Source organism: Chryseobacterium sp. PTM-20240506 (assembly GCF_048296755.1).
GTDB lineage: Bacteria > Bacteroidota > Bacteroidia > Flavobacteriales > Weeksellaceae > Chryseobacterium > Chryseobacterium proteolyticum.
Map to the genome: position 1 here is coordinate 4,769,479 of NZ_CP182581.1, position 17,607 is coordinate 4,787,085.

Sequence of the window (17,607 nt, forward strand, 5' to 3'; positions counted from 1 at the left end):
AATTTTAATCTATAAATAAGAATTCATGAAATATTTTAAAAAAAGCATTATGATTTTAATGCTATCTATGATACCATTTTTATCGTTTTCCCAGATAAAATCGTTAGATGCAATGCTTACGAACTATCAATATCCTTTTGAAGTTCATTTTATTGATTTGAATACTCAGAATCAGCATCTGAAAATGGCCTATATGGATGTAAAGCCTAAAGAACCCAATGGAAAAGTAATCATGCTTCTTCATGGGAAAAACTTTAACGGAGCGTATTGGGAACAAACGGCGAAAGATCTTTCAGCTAAAGGTTTCAGGGTTATTATACCCGATCAGATAGGATTTGGTAAATCTTCCAAGCCTCAGTGTTATCAATTTTCCTTTTCACAATTAGCAGACAATACAAAAAAAATCCTGGATGAATTAAAGATTGATAAAGCAATTGTTCTGGGGCACTCTATGGGAGGGATGTTGGCAACCCGTTTTACATTACTTTACCCTGAGAGGGTTCAAAAGCTTGTCCTTGAAAACCCGATTGGCCTGGAAGATTATAAGACCTTTGCATCATACCAGACCATTGATCAGGCATATCAGTCGGAGCTTAAAAATACAGCTGAAACCTATAAAAATTATCAGCTAAAATTCTATTATGATAATCAATGGAAGAAAGAATATCAACCCTGGCTGGATCTTATTGCTGGTTGGACTTTACATAAAGAATATCCACTTGTGGCATGGGATGCTGCTCTCACATCCGATATGATTTATAATCAACCGGTTTGTTATGAATTTAAGAATATTAAAACTCCAACCTTACTTATAATCGGAACAAGGGACCGAACTGCAATAGGAAAGGATAGGGCACCTAAAGAACTTCAATCCAGGATGGGGCAATATCAGGAACTGGGAAAAAAAACACAACAGCAGATACCTGGTTCCAGATTAACGGAAATCGATAATGTAGGGCATCTTCCCCATATTGAGGTTTATCCCCAATTTTTTGAAGCCTTATATGAGTTTATAAGGTAAAACATGAACTCTTGAAATTAGCCTGTTCATAACGGAAATAAAAACAGAGGTGGATTTAGAATTTTGACTTTAAAAACATTTCTTGCCATATGTATAGTTTTTCATGAAATAAATTGTATAAAATTGTATTACCAATACACGGGATTTATGGAAAATTATACCAATACAACAGAAATAATAACTACACCTGAAAAGGCATATGAAGCTTTGACCCGGAAAATTCCTTTATGGTGGTCAGAAATGTTTAACGGATCTTCCCGGGAACCCGATGATGTATTTACTATACAATTTGGTGACAATATTCACAAGACATTTCGGGTAAAGGAAGCTGTACCTGAATCAAGAATTGTATGGTATGTTGTAGATTCTTTAATCGGTCTTCCAGAGCTGAAAAATCAAACAGAATGGATTGGAACGACTATCGTTTGGGAAATTGAAAAAAATGAGAATGGAATTCTGCTGAAACTTACGCATAGGGGTTTGCATCCTGATGTCGAATGTTATCATATATGTTCCAATGGCTGGGTGCAATTTATCAATAGTTTGAAACTATTTCTTGAAACAGGAACGGGAAGTCCGTTTACAGGATAGCATCAGAGTCATATAAAACAACTTATATATAAAAAAAGAAGCTGCTTACATTGAGTAAACAGCTTCTTTTGTATGTATTGTTGTCTGAATTATTTCTTTTTGTAAGCAGCGTCTTTAATTCTTGCTTTCTTACCTCTAAGATCTCTGAAGTAGTAAATTCTAGATCTTCTAACTTTACCTCTTCTGTCAACTTCAATCTTCTGAAGAGCTGGCATGTTGATAGGGAATACTCTTTCTACACCTACATCACCACTCATTTTTCTGATAGTGAAAGTTTTTGTAGAACCTGTACCTCTTAATTGGATAACTGTTCCTTTGAAGAACTGAGTTCTTGTTTTTTGTCCTTCTTTAATTTCGTAATACACTGTAATTGTATCACCTGCTTTGAATTCAGGGAATTCTTTTTTTGCAATGTACTTCTCTTGTACGTACTTTAATAAATCCATTATTAATGATAATATAATGTTAAGGCTAAGCAACTTACACGTTTTTCGTCAGAGGTTGAATAACAGGTTGCAAATGTACAAAATTAGTTTTGAATAATCCAAATAAATTTAAATGTAATTGAACAGAGATTTTTGATGCATTGAAATCCCAAAACTTAACATATCCTTCACCTTATGATGAAACTGTGTTTACATGGGAATTTTACTTTTGCACGAAGTAAAAATTAACCGTTACTCTTCTTATTTTACTGATAAACAGTAAATTATTGAAGAGTGCCAATTTAAAAATTATTAGCTATGAAAAATTATTTCTTCCTTTTATGTTTTATCGTCGTCCAGATGACCTTTGGGCAGGCTTTATTTCCTTATTTGCAAAATCCGACTCCAAATTCAATGATCGTTAATTGGAAAACCGCTTCCAATAATGAGACTACTGTTCTCTACGGGAATTCTCCGACGAACCTGAATGTTACGGTAACAGGAACCACCAATATATTTTCGGATACGGGATATAATAATAACTACTATTATCACACGGCCAAAATCAATAATCTGCAGCCGAATACAAAGTATTATTATAAAATAAAAACAGGAACCAGCGAGTCGGCAATTTACAACTTCAGGACACTTCCCATGCCGGGACAGCCTACTACGGCAGACGGTAAAATACGTTTTTTGATTATGGGAGATAATCAGATCAAAGCGGAACCCAGGTATGATACACTTACCTTAAATGCATTTAAAAAATTAAAGCAAAAATTTGGGGCAAACTCAGATCCTTCGGATAATGTTGCTCTTACTTTTATGGTGGGAGATCAGGTAGATGTCGGGACACTTGATCATTACGAAAATGTCCACTTTAAAAAGAATATTAAATTATCACCATATCTTCCGATCCAGACGACTGTGGGCAATCACGAAACCTATGGAACATTGGGAATGAATTCTTATTATGCTCATTTTTATATCGATGAAATTAAATATAAAAATATCAGCTCCGGGAATGAAAATTACTATGCGCAACAAGCGGGGAACGTTTTGTTTATCAGCTTAAGCTCTGAACATACGGGAACGGCTCAGCAGACCTGGTTACAGCAAATTCTTACAGCTGCAAATAACGATCCTACTGTCGATTGGATTATTTCCTTAAGCCACAGGCCTTATCAGGCAGAGCAATATGTAGGGGATATCTCAACATGGGTAAGAAATAATGCAGTTCCTCTTCTAACGTCATCGAGTAAATATCTGATGCACGTAGGTGCACACCATCACCTGTATCACAGAGGGCAATTAAAAGATAGCCCTACTTATCAGATTATATCCGGAGGAACAGCGTGGGATCAGTACTGGGGAATGTCTACAGAACAGGATTTTGATGATGTTCAGAAAACACTTACCGACTGGACATACCAAATCGTAGAGGTAGATGTTACCAATGGTAAGGTAGATGTGGAATGTTATTCGATTGGAGGGATCTATACTAAAAAATACAATGAGCTCGTTGATTCTTTCCATAGATATAAAAACCAGCCAAAACCTGTTAAGCCTACGATCACCAATACTTTTTCAGGTCCTGTGACTTTACCCTTAACTTTGAATGGAAGCAGTTTTACGTCACCCAACAATGAGCTTTTAAACACAACACAATTCCTCATTAGTAAAGCAGCAGATTTTTCGGTGATAGAAAAAGAATTCTATCGTGATTATGAAAATTGGTTCGGTAAGGACGGAGTTCCTGATAAGGCTAAAAACCTGAATGCCGGTGTAGATATTACGAAAGTAAGCTTTCCCGCCAATTCTATTTCCAATGGTGTGTATTACGTAAAAACAAGATACAGGGACAGAAATCTGGAATGGAGTGACTGGAGTGATGTAAAGCAGTTTGAAATAACGGGAAGCGTAGTTTCAAATCCTACATTTACGCTGGATAAAACAGAATATTTACAAAATACCCCCGTAACTGCAACCTATACAGGCGGTCCAGGTAATCAGACAGATTGGGTGGGTGCTTATAGAAAAGGGCAGGTTCCGGGAACATCAACTTCGCAGGCCTATATTTATACCAACGGACAAACAGCGGGAACAGCCACTTTTACCAATGGTTTTGCAGCTAAAGGACAGTATTTTGCCGGATTTTTTGCCAATGACGGATATACGGAGATTACACCGAGAAAAAATTTCTATATAGGCCCTAAAGTTGTTCTTCAGGCCACTTCAGATACTTATCCGGTAGGAGGAACTGTGAAAATAAATTTCAGTAACGGACCCAATCTTGTAAAAGACTGGATCGGGATTTATAAGATGGGGCAAACTCCGGGAACCAATACTTCTGCGATGTATAAATATGTAACAACCGCTGCTGGAAATCTTGAGTTTACCGGACTCCCTAAAGGGTACTATTTTGCGCAATATTTTCTGGAAGATGGTTATACGGCAATCGGTGAGAAAGTGTTTTTTAAAGTAGGAGATATTGTTACCGAATTATGGATTAACAAACCTGTTTATACGTTGGGCGAAAATATTACAGCTTCATGGACGGATTCTCCGGGAATTATCAAAGACTGGCTGGGTATTTATCCACAAAATATTCAGACGCCGGACGATAATTTTGTTTCATATACTTATTTTGACGGGATAACTCAGGGTACAAAAACATTGAATGGAGCTGCCTTACCTACAACTCCCGGAAATTATTATATGGTAATGTTTACCAATGATTCTTATACTGAAGTTTCAAACAGAATGCAATTCCAGGTAACTTCTTCAACATTAGGAACTGCTGAAACCTCAAAAAGTACTGAGAAAAATGTAGTGTTGTATCCTAACCCGACCAAGCCAGGTGAACCTACATTTATCAAGAGCGATTATCCAATTGATAAGATTGAGTTATTATCTGCTACAGGAGATCTATTATACGAATCTAAAAATGTACACAATCAGCGTTTTTCTTTAGTCAACGAAAATCTGCCTAAAGGTGTATACTTTGTAAAAGTTCATACAAGAAAGTTATTTACTTTAAAACTGATTATTCAGTAACACTTTTTTGATCAGTACAGAGAGGGAACATTTGTTCCCTCTTTTTTTATTAAAGATTACCTAATGAAGATAAATAGTTTACTTTAATCCGTGGATTTTAATGCCCATGCAATTAAAGGAGCCTGCATTAAAAGTCTTGCGAATCTCTGATTATCGGTGTTCAGGCCGAAAGAATCCCTTCTGTTTTTATATTGGGCAATATTTCCGGGAAGAACCGCTGCAAAAAAGCCTGCAACAACTTTTCCCATTGTTTTTCGATACTTTTTAGGAGTCACGATCGTTGCTGTTCCCAGGAGTATTTCTACGATTCCGGAATATACCACCGTATCATCTTTTTTTAAAGGAACCCATTCGGGAACCTGAGCCTGAAATTCTTTCCTTGCAAATGTAAGGTGACTGATTCCTGCAGTAATCAGAAATGCACCAAGTCCTATTCTTGATATGTCTTTCGTTTCCATAATAATGTGATTGGTTGTATGTACTCAGAATTTTATAATTCTTTTATACATGAACTCCAAAATTCAGACCATTAGGATTTGGTCTGTATATTGTCGTAGTAATTGGAATTGTTGGTTTTATGAGCCTGGTCATAAAATAGTTTTTACCGGTCCGGTTAACTTTATGAATCTTAGTTTACCAGTGAATAAAGCTAAAATGTGAGTTCCTTACATGTTCAATTTTAAAAGATGAAATTATGAAACCTAAAGAAATTCCGGGAGTTCCCCAACAAAAGAGTGGAGGATTTCATGATACTGAAAGTAAAAAACAATTTGACGATCCTGAATTGAACAAGCAAGAGTTTTCTGTTTTGAAAAAAAGATTTTTTTCAGTGAATCAGTGGAGGGAGTACAGTGGTGCTCTCACAGCCGATTTTAAATTGTATGGTTCAAAAGGAAAACCCCTTGACCGACCTCCTGAAATTGATGATTACATCCGTATTGATATACCTGGTCCCGGAGAAAAAGAAGCAAAAGGATACGATTGGGTACAGATAGTTAATATTTCCTCTCATCATACAGGGTCATTAGAACGTATTAGTATAACCTGCAGACCATCCAAAATTCCGGGAAACTCCGAAAACAACCGTATAGCACACTTTTACAGCAGTAAAGCTACGTCAACTTTTATGATCTCAAATAATGGCAAAGAAATAATGGCAGCAATTTACGGAAGGAATGAATCACCCAATTTTAATGCTTCTTTTATTGATAAGATCAGAAATATCATGGTAGGCATAGGAGGAATGATGGGAATTTCTAAAATTCAATGGAAGGCCCTTTCTGATGGTTTGCTGGATTTTTAGCAATTATCTAAAATGGTGTTTCACTTTTATCTATTTAAATAAAAATCCTGTGTGCCTTGATTTAAAAGAAAATTATTAAATTTAGCCAACAGAAAAATCTAATATTTCATGATAGATAAAAGAGTAAAAAATGCAAAGGAAGCTATAGAAGGAATTCAGGATGGGATGACATTAATGCTGGGGGGATTCGGCCTTTGCGGTATTCCTGAAAACTCCATTAATGCTTTGGTAGAAAGTGATGTGAAAGATCTGACGTGCATTTCCAATAACGCTGGGGTTGATGATTTTGGATTGGGATTATTGTTGCATAAAAGACAGATTAAAAAAATGATCTCTTCTTATGTAGGGGAGAATGCAGAATTCGAAAGACAGATGCTTTCCGGGGAACTTGATGTTGAACTTACTCCACAAGGGACCCTTGCTGAAAAATGCAGAGCTGCACAAGCCGGAATTCCTGCGTTTTATACACCTGCAGGATATGGGACTGAAATAGCTGCAGGTAAAGAAGTAAAGGAATTTAACGGTAAGCCTCACATTCTTGAACATGCCTATAATGCAGATTACTCTATTGTAAAAGCGTGGAAAGGAGATCATGCAGGAAATCTTATCTTCAAAGGATCTGCAAGAAATTTTAATCATCCAATGGCCGGGGCTGCAAAAATTACAATAGCAGAAGTAGAAGAATTGGTAGAACCGGGAGAATTAGATCCCAATGAAGTCCATATTCCAGGAATTATGATTCAGAGAATATTCCAGGGTGATAAATTCGAAAAGCGAATTGAGCAAAGAACAGTAAGGAAAAAAGATTAAGTCTTCGTTTGAAAGAGAGTATTCATATAAATAAAGCGCCGGAAAATATTTTCCGGCGCTTTATTTATGATTCTTCTTATGATTCTTCGGGAATTACCATTTTCCTTTCTCCGATCTGTTGTCTCCACATGGCATAGTATAATCCTTTTTCGGCAATCAGATTATCATGGGATCCCATTTCTATGACTTGGCCTCGTTCAAGTACATAAATCCGGTCGGCATGCATAATGGTGCTTAGACGATGGGCAATCAATACTGTGATTTGTTCTTTTTCCTCCGATATGCTTTTGATGGTGGAAGTTATTTCTTCTTCCGTAATACTGTCCAAAGCTGAAGTGGCTTCGTCAAAAATTAACAGGTGAGGTCTTCGTAATAAAGCCCTTGCAATCGCAATTCTTTGCTTTTCCCCGCCACTTAATTTCAATCCACCTTCTCCAATTACGGTTTCTATACCTTTTTCAGCCCTTTCCAGTAAAGCAGTACAGCTTGATTTTTGTAAAGCTATTTGAAGTTCTACCTCAGTAGCCTTTGGATTTACGAAAAGAAGGTTTTCTTTAATGGTTCCTGCAAAAAGCTGGGTGTCCTGAGTTACAAAACCAATTTGATTCCTCAATTCATCAAAATCAAATTCTTTCCCATTGATATTATTATAAAAAATATTTCCTTCCTGAGGACGATAGAGCCCAACCAAAAGTTTTACCAGAGTACTTTTTCCGGAACCACTGGGACCAACAAAAGCAATTGTTTCTCCGTTTTTTACGGTAAAAGATATATTGTTTAACGCTTTATACTGAGCTGATTGATGTTTGAAAGAAACGTGTTTGAACTCCAATTCTTCAATAGCACCGATCTGTTTAGGATGAAGGGGTTTTTCCTCGACTGTTTTTTTCATTAAACGGTCAAAATTAAGAAGGGAAGCTTCAGCCTCTCGATAAGAAATAATGATATTTCCGATCTCCTGCATAGGTCCGAAGATAAAGAAGCCATAAAACATCAGCGATAAATATTGTCCCGGAGTTACAATATTTTTAAAAATTAAAAGTAATAAAGTCAGGGTGATCAGCTGTTGAAGAAAATTAACCATTGTTCCCTGGATAAAACTTAAAGAACGGATGCTTTTGACTTTTCTAAGTTCAAGCCCCAGAATTTTATAGGTATTATTGTTTAAGCGGATGACTTCCTGATTGGTTAATCCCAGACTTTTTACTATTTCTATATTTCTAAGGCTTTCTGTAGTACTTCCTGCCAGAGCTGTGGTTTCCGAAACAATATTTTTCTGGATACTCTTTATTCTCTTGCTTAATAAATTCGTGATGAATGCAATCAGAAATATTCCACAAATGTATACCGGCATGATTGACCAATGTAAACGGATAGCATACACAGCAACGAAAATGATACTAACCAGAATTCCGAAGAAAATATTAATAAAATTACTGATGAACTTTACAGTATCTTCTCTTACTTTCGTTAAAATAGAAAGGGTTTCACCACTTCTCTGGTCTTCAAATTCCTGATATGGCAATGCCATAGAATGCTTTAAGCCGTCCGTGAAAATTTTTGCCCCGAACTTTTGGGTGATAACACTTACTGCATAATCCTGAAAAGCTTTGGCGATCCTGCTCACCATGGCTGTTCCGATAAGGAGGGATAAGAAATAGAATACACCATGATAAATGCCGTCTCCGTATAAATATTGGTTCAGGTTTCTTGGTAAAAGCTTTTCTTTATCAAAAAAATTAGGATGGGTAACCAGTTTATCGAGAATATTACCCGTTATTGCCGGAGCAAATAAAGAGAATACCTGATTAATGGTTGCTAATAACAATGAAAGAATAATCAACCACAGGTAAGGTTTAAGGTATTTTAAAAGTATTTTCATTCTGTTAAATAATGTTGCAAAATTAGAGATATTATTTCGACTTATTATGTTAATAATTTTCAATAACAAAGCCCTTTTGTATTCTATTGAAAATAATTAAATTGCAGTCTAAGTTTTTACTATGCTCACAAAAGAACAAATTGCTAAAAGAATCTCAAAAGAATTAAAAGATCGTTATTATGTAAATCTGGGAATAGGGATTCCCACTTTGGTTGCCAACTACGTTCCTGATGGCATTTCAGTAGAATTTCAGAGTGAAAATGGAGTTTTGGGAATGGGACCTTTCCCTTTTGAAGGAGAAGAAGATGCTGATATCATCAATGCAGGAAAGCAGACCATTACGATACTACAAGGAGGTTCATTTTTTGATTCCGCTTTTAGTTTTGGGATGATCCGTGGACAGAAAGTAGATCTTACGATCCTTGGCGCAATGGAAGTTTCTGAAAATGGAGATATTGCCAACTGGAAGATTCCTGGAAAAATGGTAAAAGGAATGGGCGGAGCAATGGATTTGGTAGCTTCTGCTGAAAATATCATTGTTGCGATGATGCATGTAAATAAAGCAGGAGAAAGTAAAATCCTGAAAAAATGTACACTTCCTTTAACAGGAGTAAATTGTGTGAAAAGAGTAGTTACGGAGCTCGCTGTTTTAGATGTAACACCAGCTGGTTTTAAGCTTGTTGAAAGAGCACCGGGAGTGTCCGTAGAGCATATTGTACAATCTACAGAAGCAGATCTGATCATTGAAGGAGAAATTCCCGAAATGCAATTTTAATAAAAACAAAAGAAAGGCTGTTATCATTAACAGCCTTTTTTTTCATCGGTTAATTAAGTTTCATTAGTTTTTCAGGAAGAGCAGGAAGCTTTGTTTGTGGATTTATTTCATCGTTGTTCCAGAAACTTATCACGCAGCTTATATTTTGATCTTGTATATTTTCTGCGATATAGTAGATTGTTAAAGATTTTCCGCCGGACATTTTTGTAAGAACAGAAGTTAGGCCCGTAAAGTCATATACTATTTTTTTTGCTTCTGTGGGTACATCCAGAAAATTAATATCAATCATTTCTTCGGATGTAATTTTTCCTCCTCCTTTAGATTTTGTTACATTCAATTGGTTTTCAATAGCTTCTTTTGCATCCTGTAATGTTCTGTGAACAGACCAGTTCATCTCACCTGCATATGGGCATTGAACTGTATTGAGGAAGGTCCAGTAACAATTACTGCCAAGTTCTATTTTTCTTCCGGCAAAATTAATTGAACTGATATTCATAGAAACAAAATTCTCCTCCGGAATTCTATTCTCAATAATTGCATTAACGAGCTTTTCTTCAGTATCTTGATCTGTTTTTCCGTTTTTTATAAACCATACTACAGTGATTGTCTTATTCGGATTTTCAACGAAATAATAATTATTTGTTTGAAAGCTGTTTGCTGAAATTTTTTGTTGTTTGGTTACAAAGAAGTTTTTACTATTGATTTTCTCATCTCTTGTTTTTAGTTCAGAATCTGAAATTTTATGTTTTTTTAAAACCTTTGAAAGCCCTTTTTCATCAAAAGAATTATTGAAAACCTCACTTGTAACACTATATCCATCTATATTGTACCAGATTTTGCCATTATTATTCAACGCGGAAAGTCTTGTGAGGATATTATTTTCCTGAGAAAAGCACATTGAACAGAAGAAAATGGTTAAGATTTTAAAGATCTTCATGTCCTTATTTATTAATGGTAAATGTATATGTGGGAACATTATCTTTGGATCCCTTTTTCCAATTTTCTGCAAGTTGAGGATCATTTAATTCCACACCATCTACTGGTGATATGTCGAACTTTGAAAACCATTTTTGAGGATTGGTACCGTCTTTTTTGAAATAAGTCTGCCTCACAATAATACTGTCATGAGGTTTTACCGTAAAAGAATTAGAGACTTCCTGCGCTCCAAAACTTTGTGACATTTTGATAACACTAGAGGTAAAGCTAACGGGCTTGTCTGAAGTGTTTTTCACAATAAAGGCTGTCATAGGACTTCCGGACATGGGTAAACAAGCTGCGAACAGACTGAAAACAAGAAAAGCATACATTAATTTTTTCATGGTTGTTTATTTTTGTGTTTGTTGATTTACTTCGCTGATTGTATTTTATATACGGAATTGAAGTTATGAAAAAATTGTTATGTTTACAGAATTCCTGACTATTATATCTTAAAAAAGAAGAATTACATGATTTGCAATACAATTTAATACGAAAGGCTGCTCAAATTCTGAAACAGCCTTTTTATTTTGTATCTAGATGTTATAAATTGAGTTTTTTCAACTATTCATAATTGATTATTTACCGTCCTGAGCTCCAAAAACTTTTTGTAAAATACTGGTAGTTCTCATGGCTGGAGTATTTCTGATCCCGTTTTCTTTATCTGCAACCATTTTGAAAACGCCATTAATTGTTTCTGTAGTCACATATTCATTCAAATCAGTAGTTACAGATTGCCCTGTAAAAGTATTGTACTTTGAAATAAGGCTTTTCCAAAGGGTGTCAGCTCCCACTTTTCCCAATGAAGCCTGTACTTTTGGCTGGAACGCTGTAAAGAGCTGGTTCTGGGTTTTAGTTTGCAGATAATTAGTCGCCGCATGATTTGAGCCCAATAAAATATTTTTGGCATCAGTAATTGTCATTGATGTAATGGCATTGGTGAAAATAGGAGCAGATTCTGTTACGGCATCTTCAGCAGCTCTGTTTAATAATTTCACTCCCTCATCAGCTAGTTTTCCCATTCCCAAAGAACGCAAGGTCGTGTCTACCTTTCTTAGTTTTTCGGGCATTAAAATTTTTACGGCTTCATTTTTGAAAAAGCCATCAGTTAAAGCAAGCTTCTTCACACCATCATTCACTCCCATACTTAAGGCTTCCTTTAATCCGGACGAAATTTGGGTAGAAGTAAGATTATTCAGATTAACTGAAGAGGCTCTGTTGGGTGATGGAGTTGTGATTACAGTTGTTCCTGTAGAAGTGTTCTTTATTTTTCCTGTATTGTTAAGGTCAACCCCTGTTTTTTTCTTAACTGTAGATTTTATGATATCTAAAAGTTGTGCTTGTGCTGAAAATGAAAACACCAGACTTGCCGCTAAAAAAATTGTTTTTCTCATTGTATATTTTTGCAAAATTAGATCTTTTATATCATAATAGGTTAAATAATTCACTGACTTTTTTCAGAAATTAATTATATTCGCTTAAATCTAAATTACACAAAATAATGCGTTTATTATTGGTCTTTTCCCTTATGATTTCCAATCTGTTTTTTTCGCAAACTAAACCAAGTTTAATTCCTTACCCACAAAGTTTAACGATTCAGGAAGGTAAATTTGTGATCCCCAAAACATTGATACTGAATGATAAACTTCCAAAAGAGGAAACGGAATATTTCAAAAAGCATCTTGGTGCTCGCGTTACATTTCAATCCTCAGGAAGTACGGAAAAAGTTCATATAATGCATATGCTGATTCCACAACCCAAAATGCCGATTGACCCGCAGGGTGATAAAGAAAGATATTCTATTGATATTTCTCCCAAAAGGATTTTTATAAGTTCTTACACTAAACAAGGTTATTTTCTTGCTGTTCAAACCTTGATCCAGTTGTTTGATGATTATCAGGAAAAAGGAGAGATTCCCGCTATGGAGATTAAAGATAATCCAAAATTTGCATGGAGAGGAATGCATCTGGATGTTTGCCGTCATTTCTTTACGGTAGATGAAGTAAAGCAGTATATTGATTATCTGGCCATGTATAAGCTAAATACATTTCACTGGCATTTAACCGATGATCAGGGATGGAGAATTGAAATCAAGAAATATCCGAAGCTGACTGAAATTGGCTCCAGGAGAAAAGAATCTATGATTGGAGCCTATGTAGATAATACCTTTGACGGAAAACCATATGGCCCTTATTTTTATACTCAGGAACAGATTAAGGATGTGGTTAAGTATGCAGAACAGCGTCATATTACAATTGTACCTGAAATTGAAATGCCCGGGCATGCTTTAGCAGCACTTTCAGCCTATCCTGAGCTGGCGTGTACGAAAGGACCTTTTGAACCTGCCACAAAGTGGGGCGTCTTTGATGATGTTTTTTGTCCTAAAAAAGAAACATTTACATTTTTAGAAAATGTCCTGGATGAGGTGATAAAGTTATTTCCTTCTCAGTATATCCATATTGGTGGTGATGAATGTCCTAAGACACGATGGAAAGAGTGCCCGCATTGTCAGGAGCTGATCAAAAAGAACAATCTGAAAGATGAACATGGATTACAAAGCTATTTTATCCAGACTATAGAAAAATATGTAAATAGCAAAGGGCGGAAAATAATCGGATGGGATGAGATTCTGGAAGGAGGTCTGGCACCAAACGCTGCGGTAATGAGCTGGACAGGTGTCAATGGAGGAATTGAAGCTGCAAAATCAAAACATTTTGCTGTAATGACTCCTGGAGCTTTCTGTTATTTTGACCATTATCAGGGGGATCCCCAGTCCGAACCTAATGCTTTTGGAGGATTTACTCCTTTAGATAAAGTATATTCTTACGATCCGGTTCCTTCAGAGCTTACTGCTGAGGAAGCTAAATACATTTTAGGTGTTCAGGCTAACTTATGGACCGAATATATATTGGATTTTAAGCATGTCCAGTATATGATTTTTCCAAGAATAATGGCACTTTCAGAAGTAGCATGGGGAACTTCTGATCCTAAGAATTATAAAGAATTTGAAAACAGGGTTATCCGGCAGTTTAAGGTTTTAGATAAAATGAAGATCAACTATGCGAAAAGTATTTATAATATTTCAGGAAAAGTAACACCTTCTGCCAAAGGTGTTGCATATGAATTATCAACTTCTCAAAATTCTCAGGGAATAAAATATACAACCGATGGTACAGATCCAACGGTAAATTCACCATCTTATAAGGAGCCTATCCCTGTTTCAAGAGCTATGACCATAAAGTCTGCCTATTTCGAAGATGGACAGATAAAAAGTGCGGTTTCTTCCCAATCATTTATTCCTTCCAAAACAACGGGAAAGAAGATCACTCTGGAACAACAGCCCAGCGAAAATTATTCTTTTGGCGGAGCGTTTACTTTGGTGGACGGAATTTTGGGTAATCAAAAACAGCTGGGAAAAACATGGTTAGGCTTTCAGGGAAAAGATGTTGTAGCAGTTATTGACTTAGGAGTAAAAACTCAGTTTTCAGAAGTTTATTTTAATACCCTTGAAAATAAAGGAAGCTGGATTCATTTAGCTAAAGGAGCACAGGTCTTTGTTTCTGATGATAATGTAAATTTTAAAATGATCAAAGAAATTGGAAAAGATGAAATTCAGAATGTAAAAGGAAAAGTAAAACTCAATGTTGGTAATCAGAACGCGGCATATATTAAAGTTAAAATTGAAAATGCAGGAATTATTCCTGCCGGAAATCCGGGAGCTGATTCTAAAGCCTGGCTTTTTGTAGATGAGATTGGGATGAATTAATCAAGATCAGAAAGCATTCTGTATCGACTTTTTCTCAGCTTCCAGAAATTGATACACCGGAAAGGCATCTCCCTGATTCGTCAAAGCAATAATACAGGTATTGTTGCTCAGGTCTCTCCAGATGATACTTCTGAACCCGTTGATTCCACCTGTATGCATTGCGGTATCGTCAGAAATGTACCATCCGAATGCATAATCACTCGTTTTTCCATTTTTTAAAACGGGCAGTTCATACATAATTTTTGTGTTTTCCTTAGTCAGTAACTGATGCTTTCTTAAAGCCTGGTCGAATTTATATAGATCCCATGTCGTAGAATAGATCCCGCCATCCCCCAATGTTAAAAGAAAATAATCATCCGGTTTTTTATCTATATCATACGCTTTGGCAATACCGGAAGGCGGTACCGTTTGAGCATCAAAAACAAATGAATTCTGCATATTCAAAGGAGCAAAAATTCTATTTTGAATAAAATTTTTATATGACTGTCCGGATACAGCCTCTATAATTTGTCCAAGTATGATATATCCACTATTACAATATTCGAATTGACTGCCGGAAGGAAATGTTAATCCGGGTTGCTTTTTTAGAAAGGCCAGGACATCTTCATTGGTGATCCTGTTGTCTGAGATCAAAACATTCTCATAATCCTTTAATCCTGAAGTGTGGTTAAGCAATTGTCTGATACTGATATTTTGTGCATATTCCGGAAGGTCCATTAGATATTGGCTTGCTTTATCATCAAACGACAACTTGTACTCCTGCTGTAAAAGCATAATCGCTGTTGCAGTAAAAGGTTTGGTTACAGACGCAATACAGAACGGCGTATCCTTGGTCAGAAGTTTTTTGTCTTCAAAATTTTTATATCCCAATGCTGTATCACATATTATTTTTCCTTTTTCAACTATGAGAACGGTACCATTAAATTTTCCTTTTTTGTAAAAATTTATAAGAATATCTTTTTCTGATTTTTTGTTGCAGGAAAATAAAATGAATAAAACACAACTTAAAATAACTGAAATTCTGATCATGGTTGAAAAAGTTTAACATACAATAGGTCAGTAATGTAAATGAAAAGTTACAGGGGTGAATTTCCATCTTGCTGATATGAATTCCGAAATATTCCGATCAATGATATGAAGATTGTTTTTAAGACTTTTTGTAATTAGGATTGCTAAACGCGATGAAATAGGATCTGTTGTTTTTTTACTTTTGTACCAGCAGGAAAATTGCTAATTTGTAAGCCTAATAAACCTGATATGCAAAGCAGACGAAACTTTATCAAAAAGACAGCAGTTGCTTCTTTGGCTCTTGCCGTAAATCCGCTAGATCTAATGGCCAGTCCATTACCTGAAAGTCATAAAACCATAAACAAACCGATCGTCCTGTCAACCTGGAATTTTGGTTTAAAGGCCAATGAGGAAGCATGGACGATTCTTGGCAAAAACGGAAGAGCGTTAGATGCTGTTGAAAAAGGAGTACGTTTGGTAGAGTTGGATCCCACGGAAAGAAGCGTGGGATATGGCGGACGCCCGGATAGAGATGGAAGAGTAACACTTGATGCCTGTATCATGGATGAAAACTACAACATCGGATCGGTTGCCTGTATTGAAAATATTAAAAATCCAATTTCTGTAGCCAGAGCCGTGATGGAAAAGACTCCGCACGTTATGCTGGTAGGAGATGGTGCTTTTCAGTTTGCCCTATCTCAGGGATTTAAAAAGGAAAACCTATTAACGCCCGAATCTGAAAAAGAATGGAAGGAATGGCTTAAAAACAGCAAGTACCAACCTATCGTAAATATTGAAAACCATGATACCATCGGAATGATTGCATTGGACGCTCAGGGAAATCTTTCCGGAGCTTGTACTACCAGCGGTATGGCCTTTAAAATGCACGGAAGGGTAGGAGATTCTCCCATTATCGGAGCCGGATTATTCGTAGATAACGAAGTGGGTGCCGCTACAGCAACGGGACATGGTGAAGAAGTAATAAGAACTGTTGGAACTCACCTGGTTGTGGAACTGATGAGACAAGGAAGAAATCCGCAGCAAGCCTGCAAAGAAGCAGTTGAAAGAATTGTAAAGATTACACAGAGAAGAAATAAAAATCTGAAAGATATTCAGGTAGGTTTTATTGCATTAAATAAAAACGGGGAATATGGATCTTATTGCATACAGGACGGGTTTAATTTTGCGGTACATGACCAAAAAGGAAACAGGCTGGAAACTCCTGAGTTTGCCTTGAAATAATAATCAGAAATCAGAAATTATTTTTACTAATTCCTAAAAAAATTAAAAATGTCAAAGATAGAAATAGCATGTTTTAATCCTCATTCTGCCATCGTTGCTTTTGAAAATGGGGCAGACAGAATAGAATTATGTGATGGTTTAAGTGAAGGAGGAACTACACCAGATTTTGAAACGACTAAAAAACTAAGAGAAAAGATAAACATTCCTGTTTTTGTCATGATCCGTCCCCGTGGAGGAAATTTCACTTATACAAATGAAGAATTTGAACAGATGAAAAGTGAGCTTACCCAGCTTAAATCTCTTAATGTCGACGGCTTTGTTTTCGGAATTTTAGATGAGAATGATGAGGTTAATATGGAACAAAATAAAACCCTGGTTGAAATAGCATATCCGTTACCTTGCACTTTTCACCGTGCCTTTGACAGGGCAAAAGGTTTAGAAAGCTCATTGGAAAAAGTGATCAGCTGTGGTTTTAAAACGATTCTTACTTCCGGACAGAAACCTAATGTTTCCGAGGGTAAAGAAAATCTGAAAAAATTGGTAGAGCTTTCAAATGGGAGAATAGAAATTCTTGTGGGTGGCGGACTAAGATCAACCAATATCCAGGATATCCGTGAATTTACAAACGCAGCCTATTTTCATTCTTCAGCTATTACGGATGGCGGACAGTTTGCCGATGCAGATGAGGTAATTGCTTTGAAGAATAAATAACAGAATCTGATACTGTCAACCACGGTTCCTGATAATGATCA

At 36.1% G+C, this 17,607-nt stretch carries 16 protein-coding genes; 9 read left to right on the forward strand and 7 right to left on the reverse strand.

Features of this window, described 5'->3' with window-relative positions; translation table 11 throughout:
- Window positions 1-67: 67 nt before the first annotated feature.
- Together ACNFU2_RS21385 and ACNFU2_RS21390 are read left to right on the forward strand one after the other, a co-directional pair.
- Complete coding sequence (locus tag ACNFU2_RS21385) at window positions 68-1,021, forward strand: alpha/beta fold hydrolase (protein WP_418123075.1); 954 nt, start codon at window positions 68-70, stop codon at window positions 1,019-1,021.
- A gap of 147 nt (window positions 1,022-1,168) precedes the next feature.
- Entirely contained in the window at window positions 1,169-1,612 is a 444-nt protein-coding gene (locus tag ACNFU2_RS21390) for an SRPBCC family protein (RefSeq protein ID WP_273647407.1), read from the forward strand.
- 89 nt (window positions 1,613-1,701) lie between these two features.
- Here ACNFU2_RS21390 and rplS read toward each other — a convergent pair whose 3' ends face one another.
- A complete protein-coding gene (gene rplS / locus ACNFU2_RS21395; protein WP_172277465.1) occupies window positions 1,702-2,058 on the reverse strand; it encodes a 50S ribosomal protein L19 in 357 nt (118 codons plus the stop codon).
- 297 nt (window positions 2,059-2,355) lie between these two features.
- Between rplS and ACNFU2_RS21400 the strand changes: the two genes are divergently transcribed.
- Window positions 2,356-5,094, forward strand: coding sequence for a fibronectin type III domain-containing protein (locus ACNFU2_RS21400; protein ID WP_418123078.1), 2,739 nt, complete (start codon window positions 2,356-2,358; stop codon window positions 5,092-5,094).
- Between the two features lie 83 nt (window positions 5,095-5,177).
- Here the strand turns inward: ACNFU2_RS21400 and ACNFU2_RS21405 are convergent, their stop codons facing one another.
- Complete coding sequence (locus tag ACNFU2_RS21405) at window positions 5,178-5,552, reverse strand: hypothetical protein (protein WP_273647409.1); 375 nt, start codon at window positions 5,550-5,552, stop codon at window positions 5,178-5,180.
- Window positions 5,553-5,788: 236 nt separating this feature from the next.
- Between ACNFU2_RS21405 and ACNFU2_RS21410 the strand changes: the two genes are divergently transcribed.
- Both ACNFU2_RS21410 and ACNFU2_RS21415 read left to right on the forward strand, forming a co-directional pair.
- Window positions 5,789-6,397, forward strand: a complete 609-nt coding sequence (locus ACNFU2_RS21410) for a hypothetical protein (protein WP_418123080.1) — start codon at window positions 5,789-5,791, stop codon at window positions 6,395-6,397.
- 108 nt (window positions 6,398-6,505) lie between these two features.
- A complete protein-coding gene (locus ACNFU2_RS21415) occupies window positions 6,506-7,207 on the forward strand; it encodes a CoA transferase subunit A (protein ID WP_172277477.1) in 702 nt (233 codons plus the stop codon).
- A gap of 76 nt (window positions 7,208-7,283) precedes the next feature.
- Here ACNFU2_RS21415 and ACNFU2_RS21420 read toward each other — a convergent pair whose 3' ends face one another.
- On the reverse strand, window positions 7,284-9,089 hold the full coding sequence (locus ACNFU2_RS21420; protein ID WP_273647412.1) for an ABC transporter ATP-binding protein: 1,806 nt from the start codon (window positions 9,087-9,089) through the stop codon (window positions 7,284-7,286).
- Window positions 9,090-9,210: 121 nt separating this feature from the next.
- Between ACNFU2_RS21420 and ACNFU2_RS21425 the strand changes: the two genes are divergently transcribed.
- On the forward strand, window positions 9,211-9,864 hold the full coding sequence (locus ACNFU2_RS21425; protein ID WP_273647413.1) for a CoA transferase subunit B: 654 nt from the start codon (window positions 9,211-9,213) through the stop codon (window positions 9,862-9,864).
- Between the two features lie 49 nt (window positions 9,865-9,913).
- On the opposite strand, the gene ACNFU2_RS21430 is transcribed toward ACNFU2_RS21425, so the two are convergent.
- The 3 genes from ACNFU2_RS21430 to ACNFU2_RS21440 all read right to left on the reverse strand — a co-directional run bounded on the left by ACNFU2_RS21430 (window position 9,914) and on the right by ACNFU2_RS21440 (window position 12,233).
- Entirely contained in the window at window positions 9,914-10,801 is an 888-nt protein-coding gene (locus ACNFU2_RS21430) for a hypothetical protein (RefSeq protein WP_418123083.1), read from the reverse strand.
- Window positions 10,802-10,805: 4 nt separating this feature from the next.
- The gene (locus ACNFU2_RS21435; RefSeq protein WP_273647415.1) at window positions 10,806-11,183 is read right to left on the reverse strand and encodes a hypothetical protein; all 378 of its coding nucleotides are present in this window, start codon (window positions 11,181-11,183) and stop codon (window positions 10,806-10,808) included.
- Between the two features lie 234 nt (window positions 11,184-11,417).
- Window positions 11,418-12,233, reverse strand: a complete 816-nt coding sequence (locus tag ACNFU2_RS21440) for a DUF4197 domain-containing protein (protein ID WP_418123085.1) — start codon at window positions 12,231-12,233, stop codon at window positions 11,418-11,420.
- Window positions 12,234-12,340: 107 nt separating this feature from the next.
- Between ACNFU2_RS21440 and ACNFU2_RS21445 the strand changes: the two genes are divergently transcribed.
- Window positions 12,341-14,605, forward strand: a complete 2,265-nt coding sequence (locus ACNFU2_RS21445) for a family 20 glycosylhydrolase (protein ID WP_418123087.1) — start codon at window positions 12,341-12,343, stop codon at window positions 14,603-14,605.
- A gap of 6 nt (window positions 14,606-14,611) precedes the next feature.
- Here the strand turns inward: ACNFU2_RS21445 and ACNFU2_RS21450 are convergent, their stop codons facing one another.
- Window positions 14,612-15,634 (reverse strand): serine hydrolase domain-containing protein, encoded by a 1,023-nt coding sequence (locus ACNFU2_RS21450; protein ID WP_418123089.1) that lies wholly within the window; start codon window positions 15,632-15,634, stop codon window positions 14,612-14,614.
- A 228-nt stretch (window positions 15,635-15,862) separates the two neighbouring features.
- Here ACNFU2_RS21450 and ACNFU2_RS21455 point away from each other — a divergent pair, with 228 nt between their 5' ends.
- Complete coding sequence (locus tag ACNFU2_RS21455) at window positions 15,863-16,855, forward strand: isoaspartyl peptidase/L-asparaginase family protein (protein ID WP_418123091.1); 993 nt, start codon at window positions 15,863-15,865, stop codon at window positions 16,853-16,855.
- A 48-nt stretch (window positions 16,856-16,903) separates the two neighbouring features.
- Entirely contained in the window at window positions 16,904-17,566 is a 663-nt protein-coding gene (locus ACNFU2_RS21460; RefSeq protein WP_418123093.1) for a copper homeostasis protein CutC, read from the forward strand.
- Window positions 17,567-17,607 lie beyond the last annotated feature (41 nt).

Bases quoted from the DNA above. Each gene is read 5' to 3' on its own strand.
- ACNFU2_RS21385 (WP_418123075.1), top strand. From the start codon at position 68: ATGATACCATTTTTATCGTTTTCCCAGATAAAATCGTTAGATGCAATG.
- ACNFU2_RS21390 (WP_273647407.1), top strand. From the start codon at position 1,169: ATGGAAAATTATACCAATACAACAGAAATAATAACTACACCTGAAAAG.
- rplS (WP_172277465.1), bottom strand. From the start codon at position 2,058: ATGGATTTATTAAAGTACGTACAAGAGAAGTACATTGCAAAAAAAGAA.
- ACNFU2_RS21400 (WP_418123078.1), top strand. From the start codon at position 2,356: ATGAAAAATTATTTCTTCCTTTTATGTTTTATCGTCGTCCAGATGACC.
- ACNFU2_RS21405 (WP_273647409.1), bottom strand. From the start codon at position 5,552: ATGGAAACGAAAGACATATCAAGAATAGGACTTGGTGCATTTCTGATT.
- ACNFU2_RS21410 (WP_418123080.1), top strand. From the start codon at position 5,789: ATGAAACCTAAAGAAATTCCGGGAGTTCCCCAACAAAAGAGTGGAGGA.
- ACNFU2_RS21415 (WP_172277477.1), top strand. From the start codon at position 6,506: ATGATAGATAAAAGAGTAAAAAATGCAAAGGAAGCTATAGAAGGAATT.
- ACNFU2_RS21420 (WP_273647412.1), bottom strand. From the start codon at position 9,089: ATGAAAATACTTTTAAAATACCTTAAACCTTACCTGTGGTTGATTATT.
- ACNFU2_RS21425 (WP_273647413.1), top strand. From the start codon at position 9,211: ATGCTCACAAAAGAACAAATTGCTAAAAGAATCTCAAAAGAATTAAAA.
- ACNFU2_RS21430 (WP_418123083.1), bottom strand. From the start codon at position 10,801: ATGAAGATCTTTAAAATCTTAACCATTTTCTTCTGTTCAATGTGCTTT.
- ACNFU2_RS21435 (WP_273647415.1), bottom strand. From the start codon at position 11,183: ATGAAAAAATTAATGTATGCTTTTCTTGTTTTCAGTCTGTTCGCAGCT.
- ACNFU2_RS21440 (WP_418123085.1), bottom strand. From the start codon at position 12,233: ATGAGAAAAACAATTTTTTTAGCGGCAAGTCTGGTGTTTTCATTTTCA.
- ACNFU2_RS21445 (WP_418123087.1), top strand. From the start codon at position 12,341: ATGCGTTTATTATTGGTCTTTTCCCTTATGATTTCCAATCTGTTTTTT.
- ACNFU2_RS21450 (WP_418123089.1), bottom strand. From the start codon at position 15,634: ATGATCAGAATTTCAGTTATTTTAAGTTGTGTTTTATTCATTTTATTT.
- ACNFU2_RS21455 (WP_418123091.1), top strand. From the start codon at position 15,863: ATGCAAAGCAGACGAAACTTTATCAAAAAGACAGCAGTTGCTTCTTTG.
- ACNFU2_RS21460 (WP_418123093.1), top strand. From the start codon at position 16,904: ATGTCAAAGATAGAAATAGCATGTTTTAATCCTCATTCTGCCATCGTT.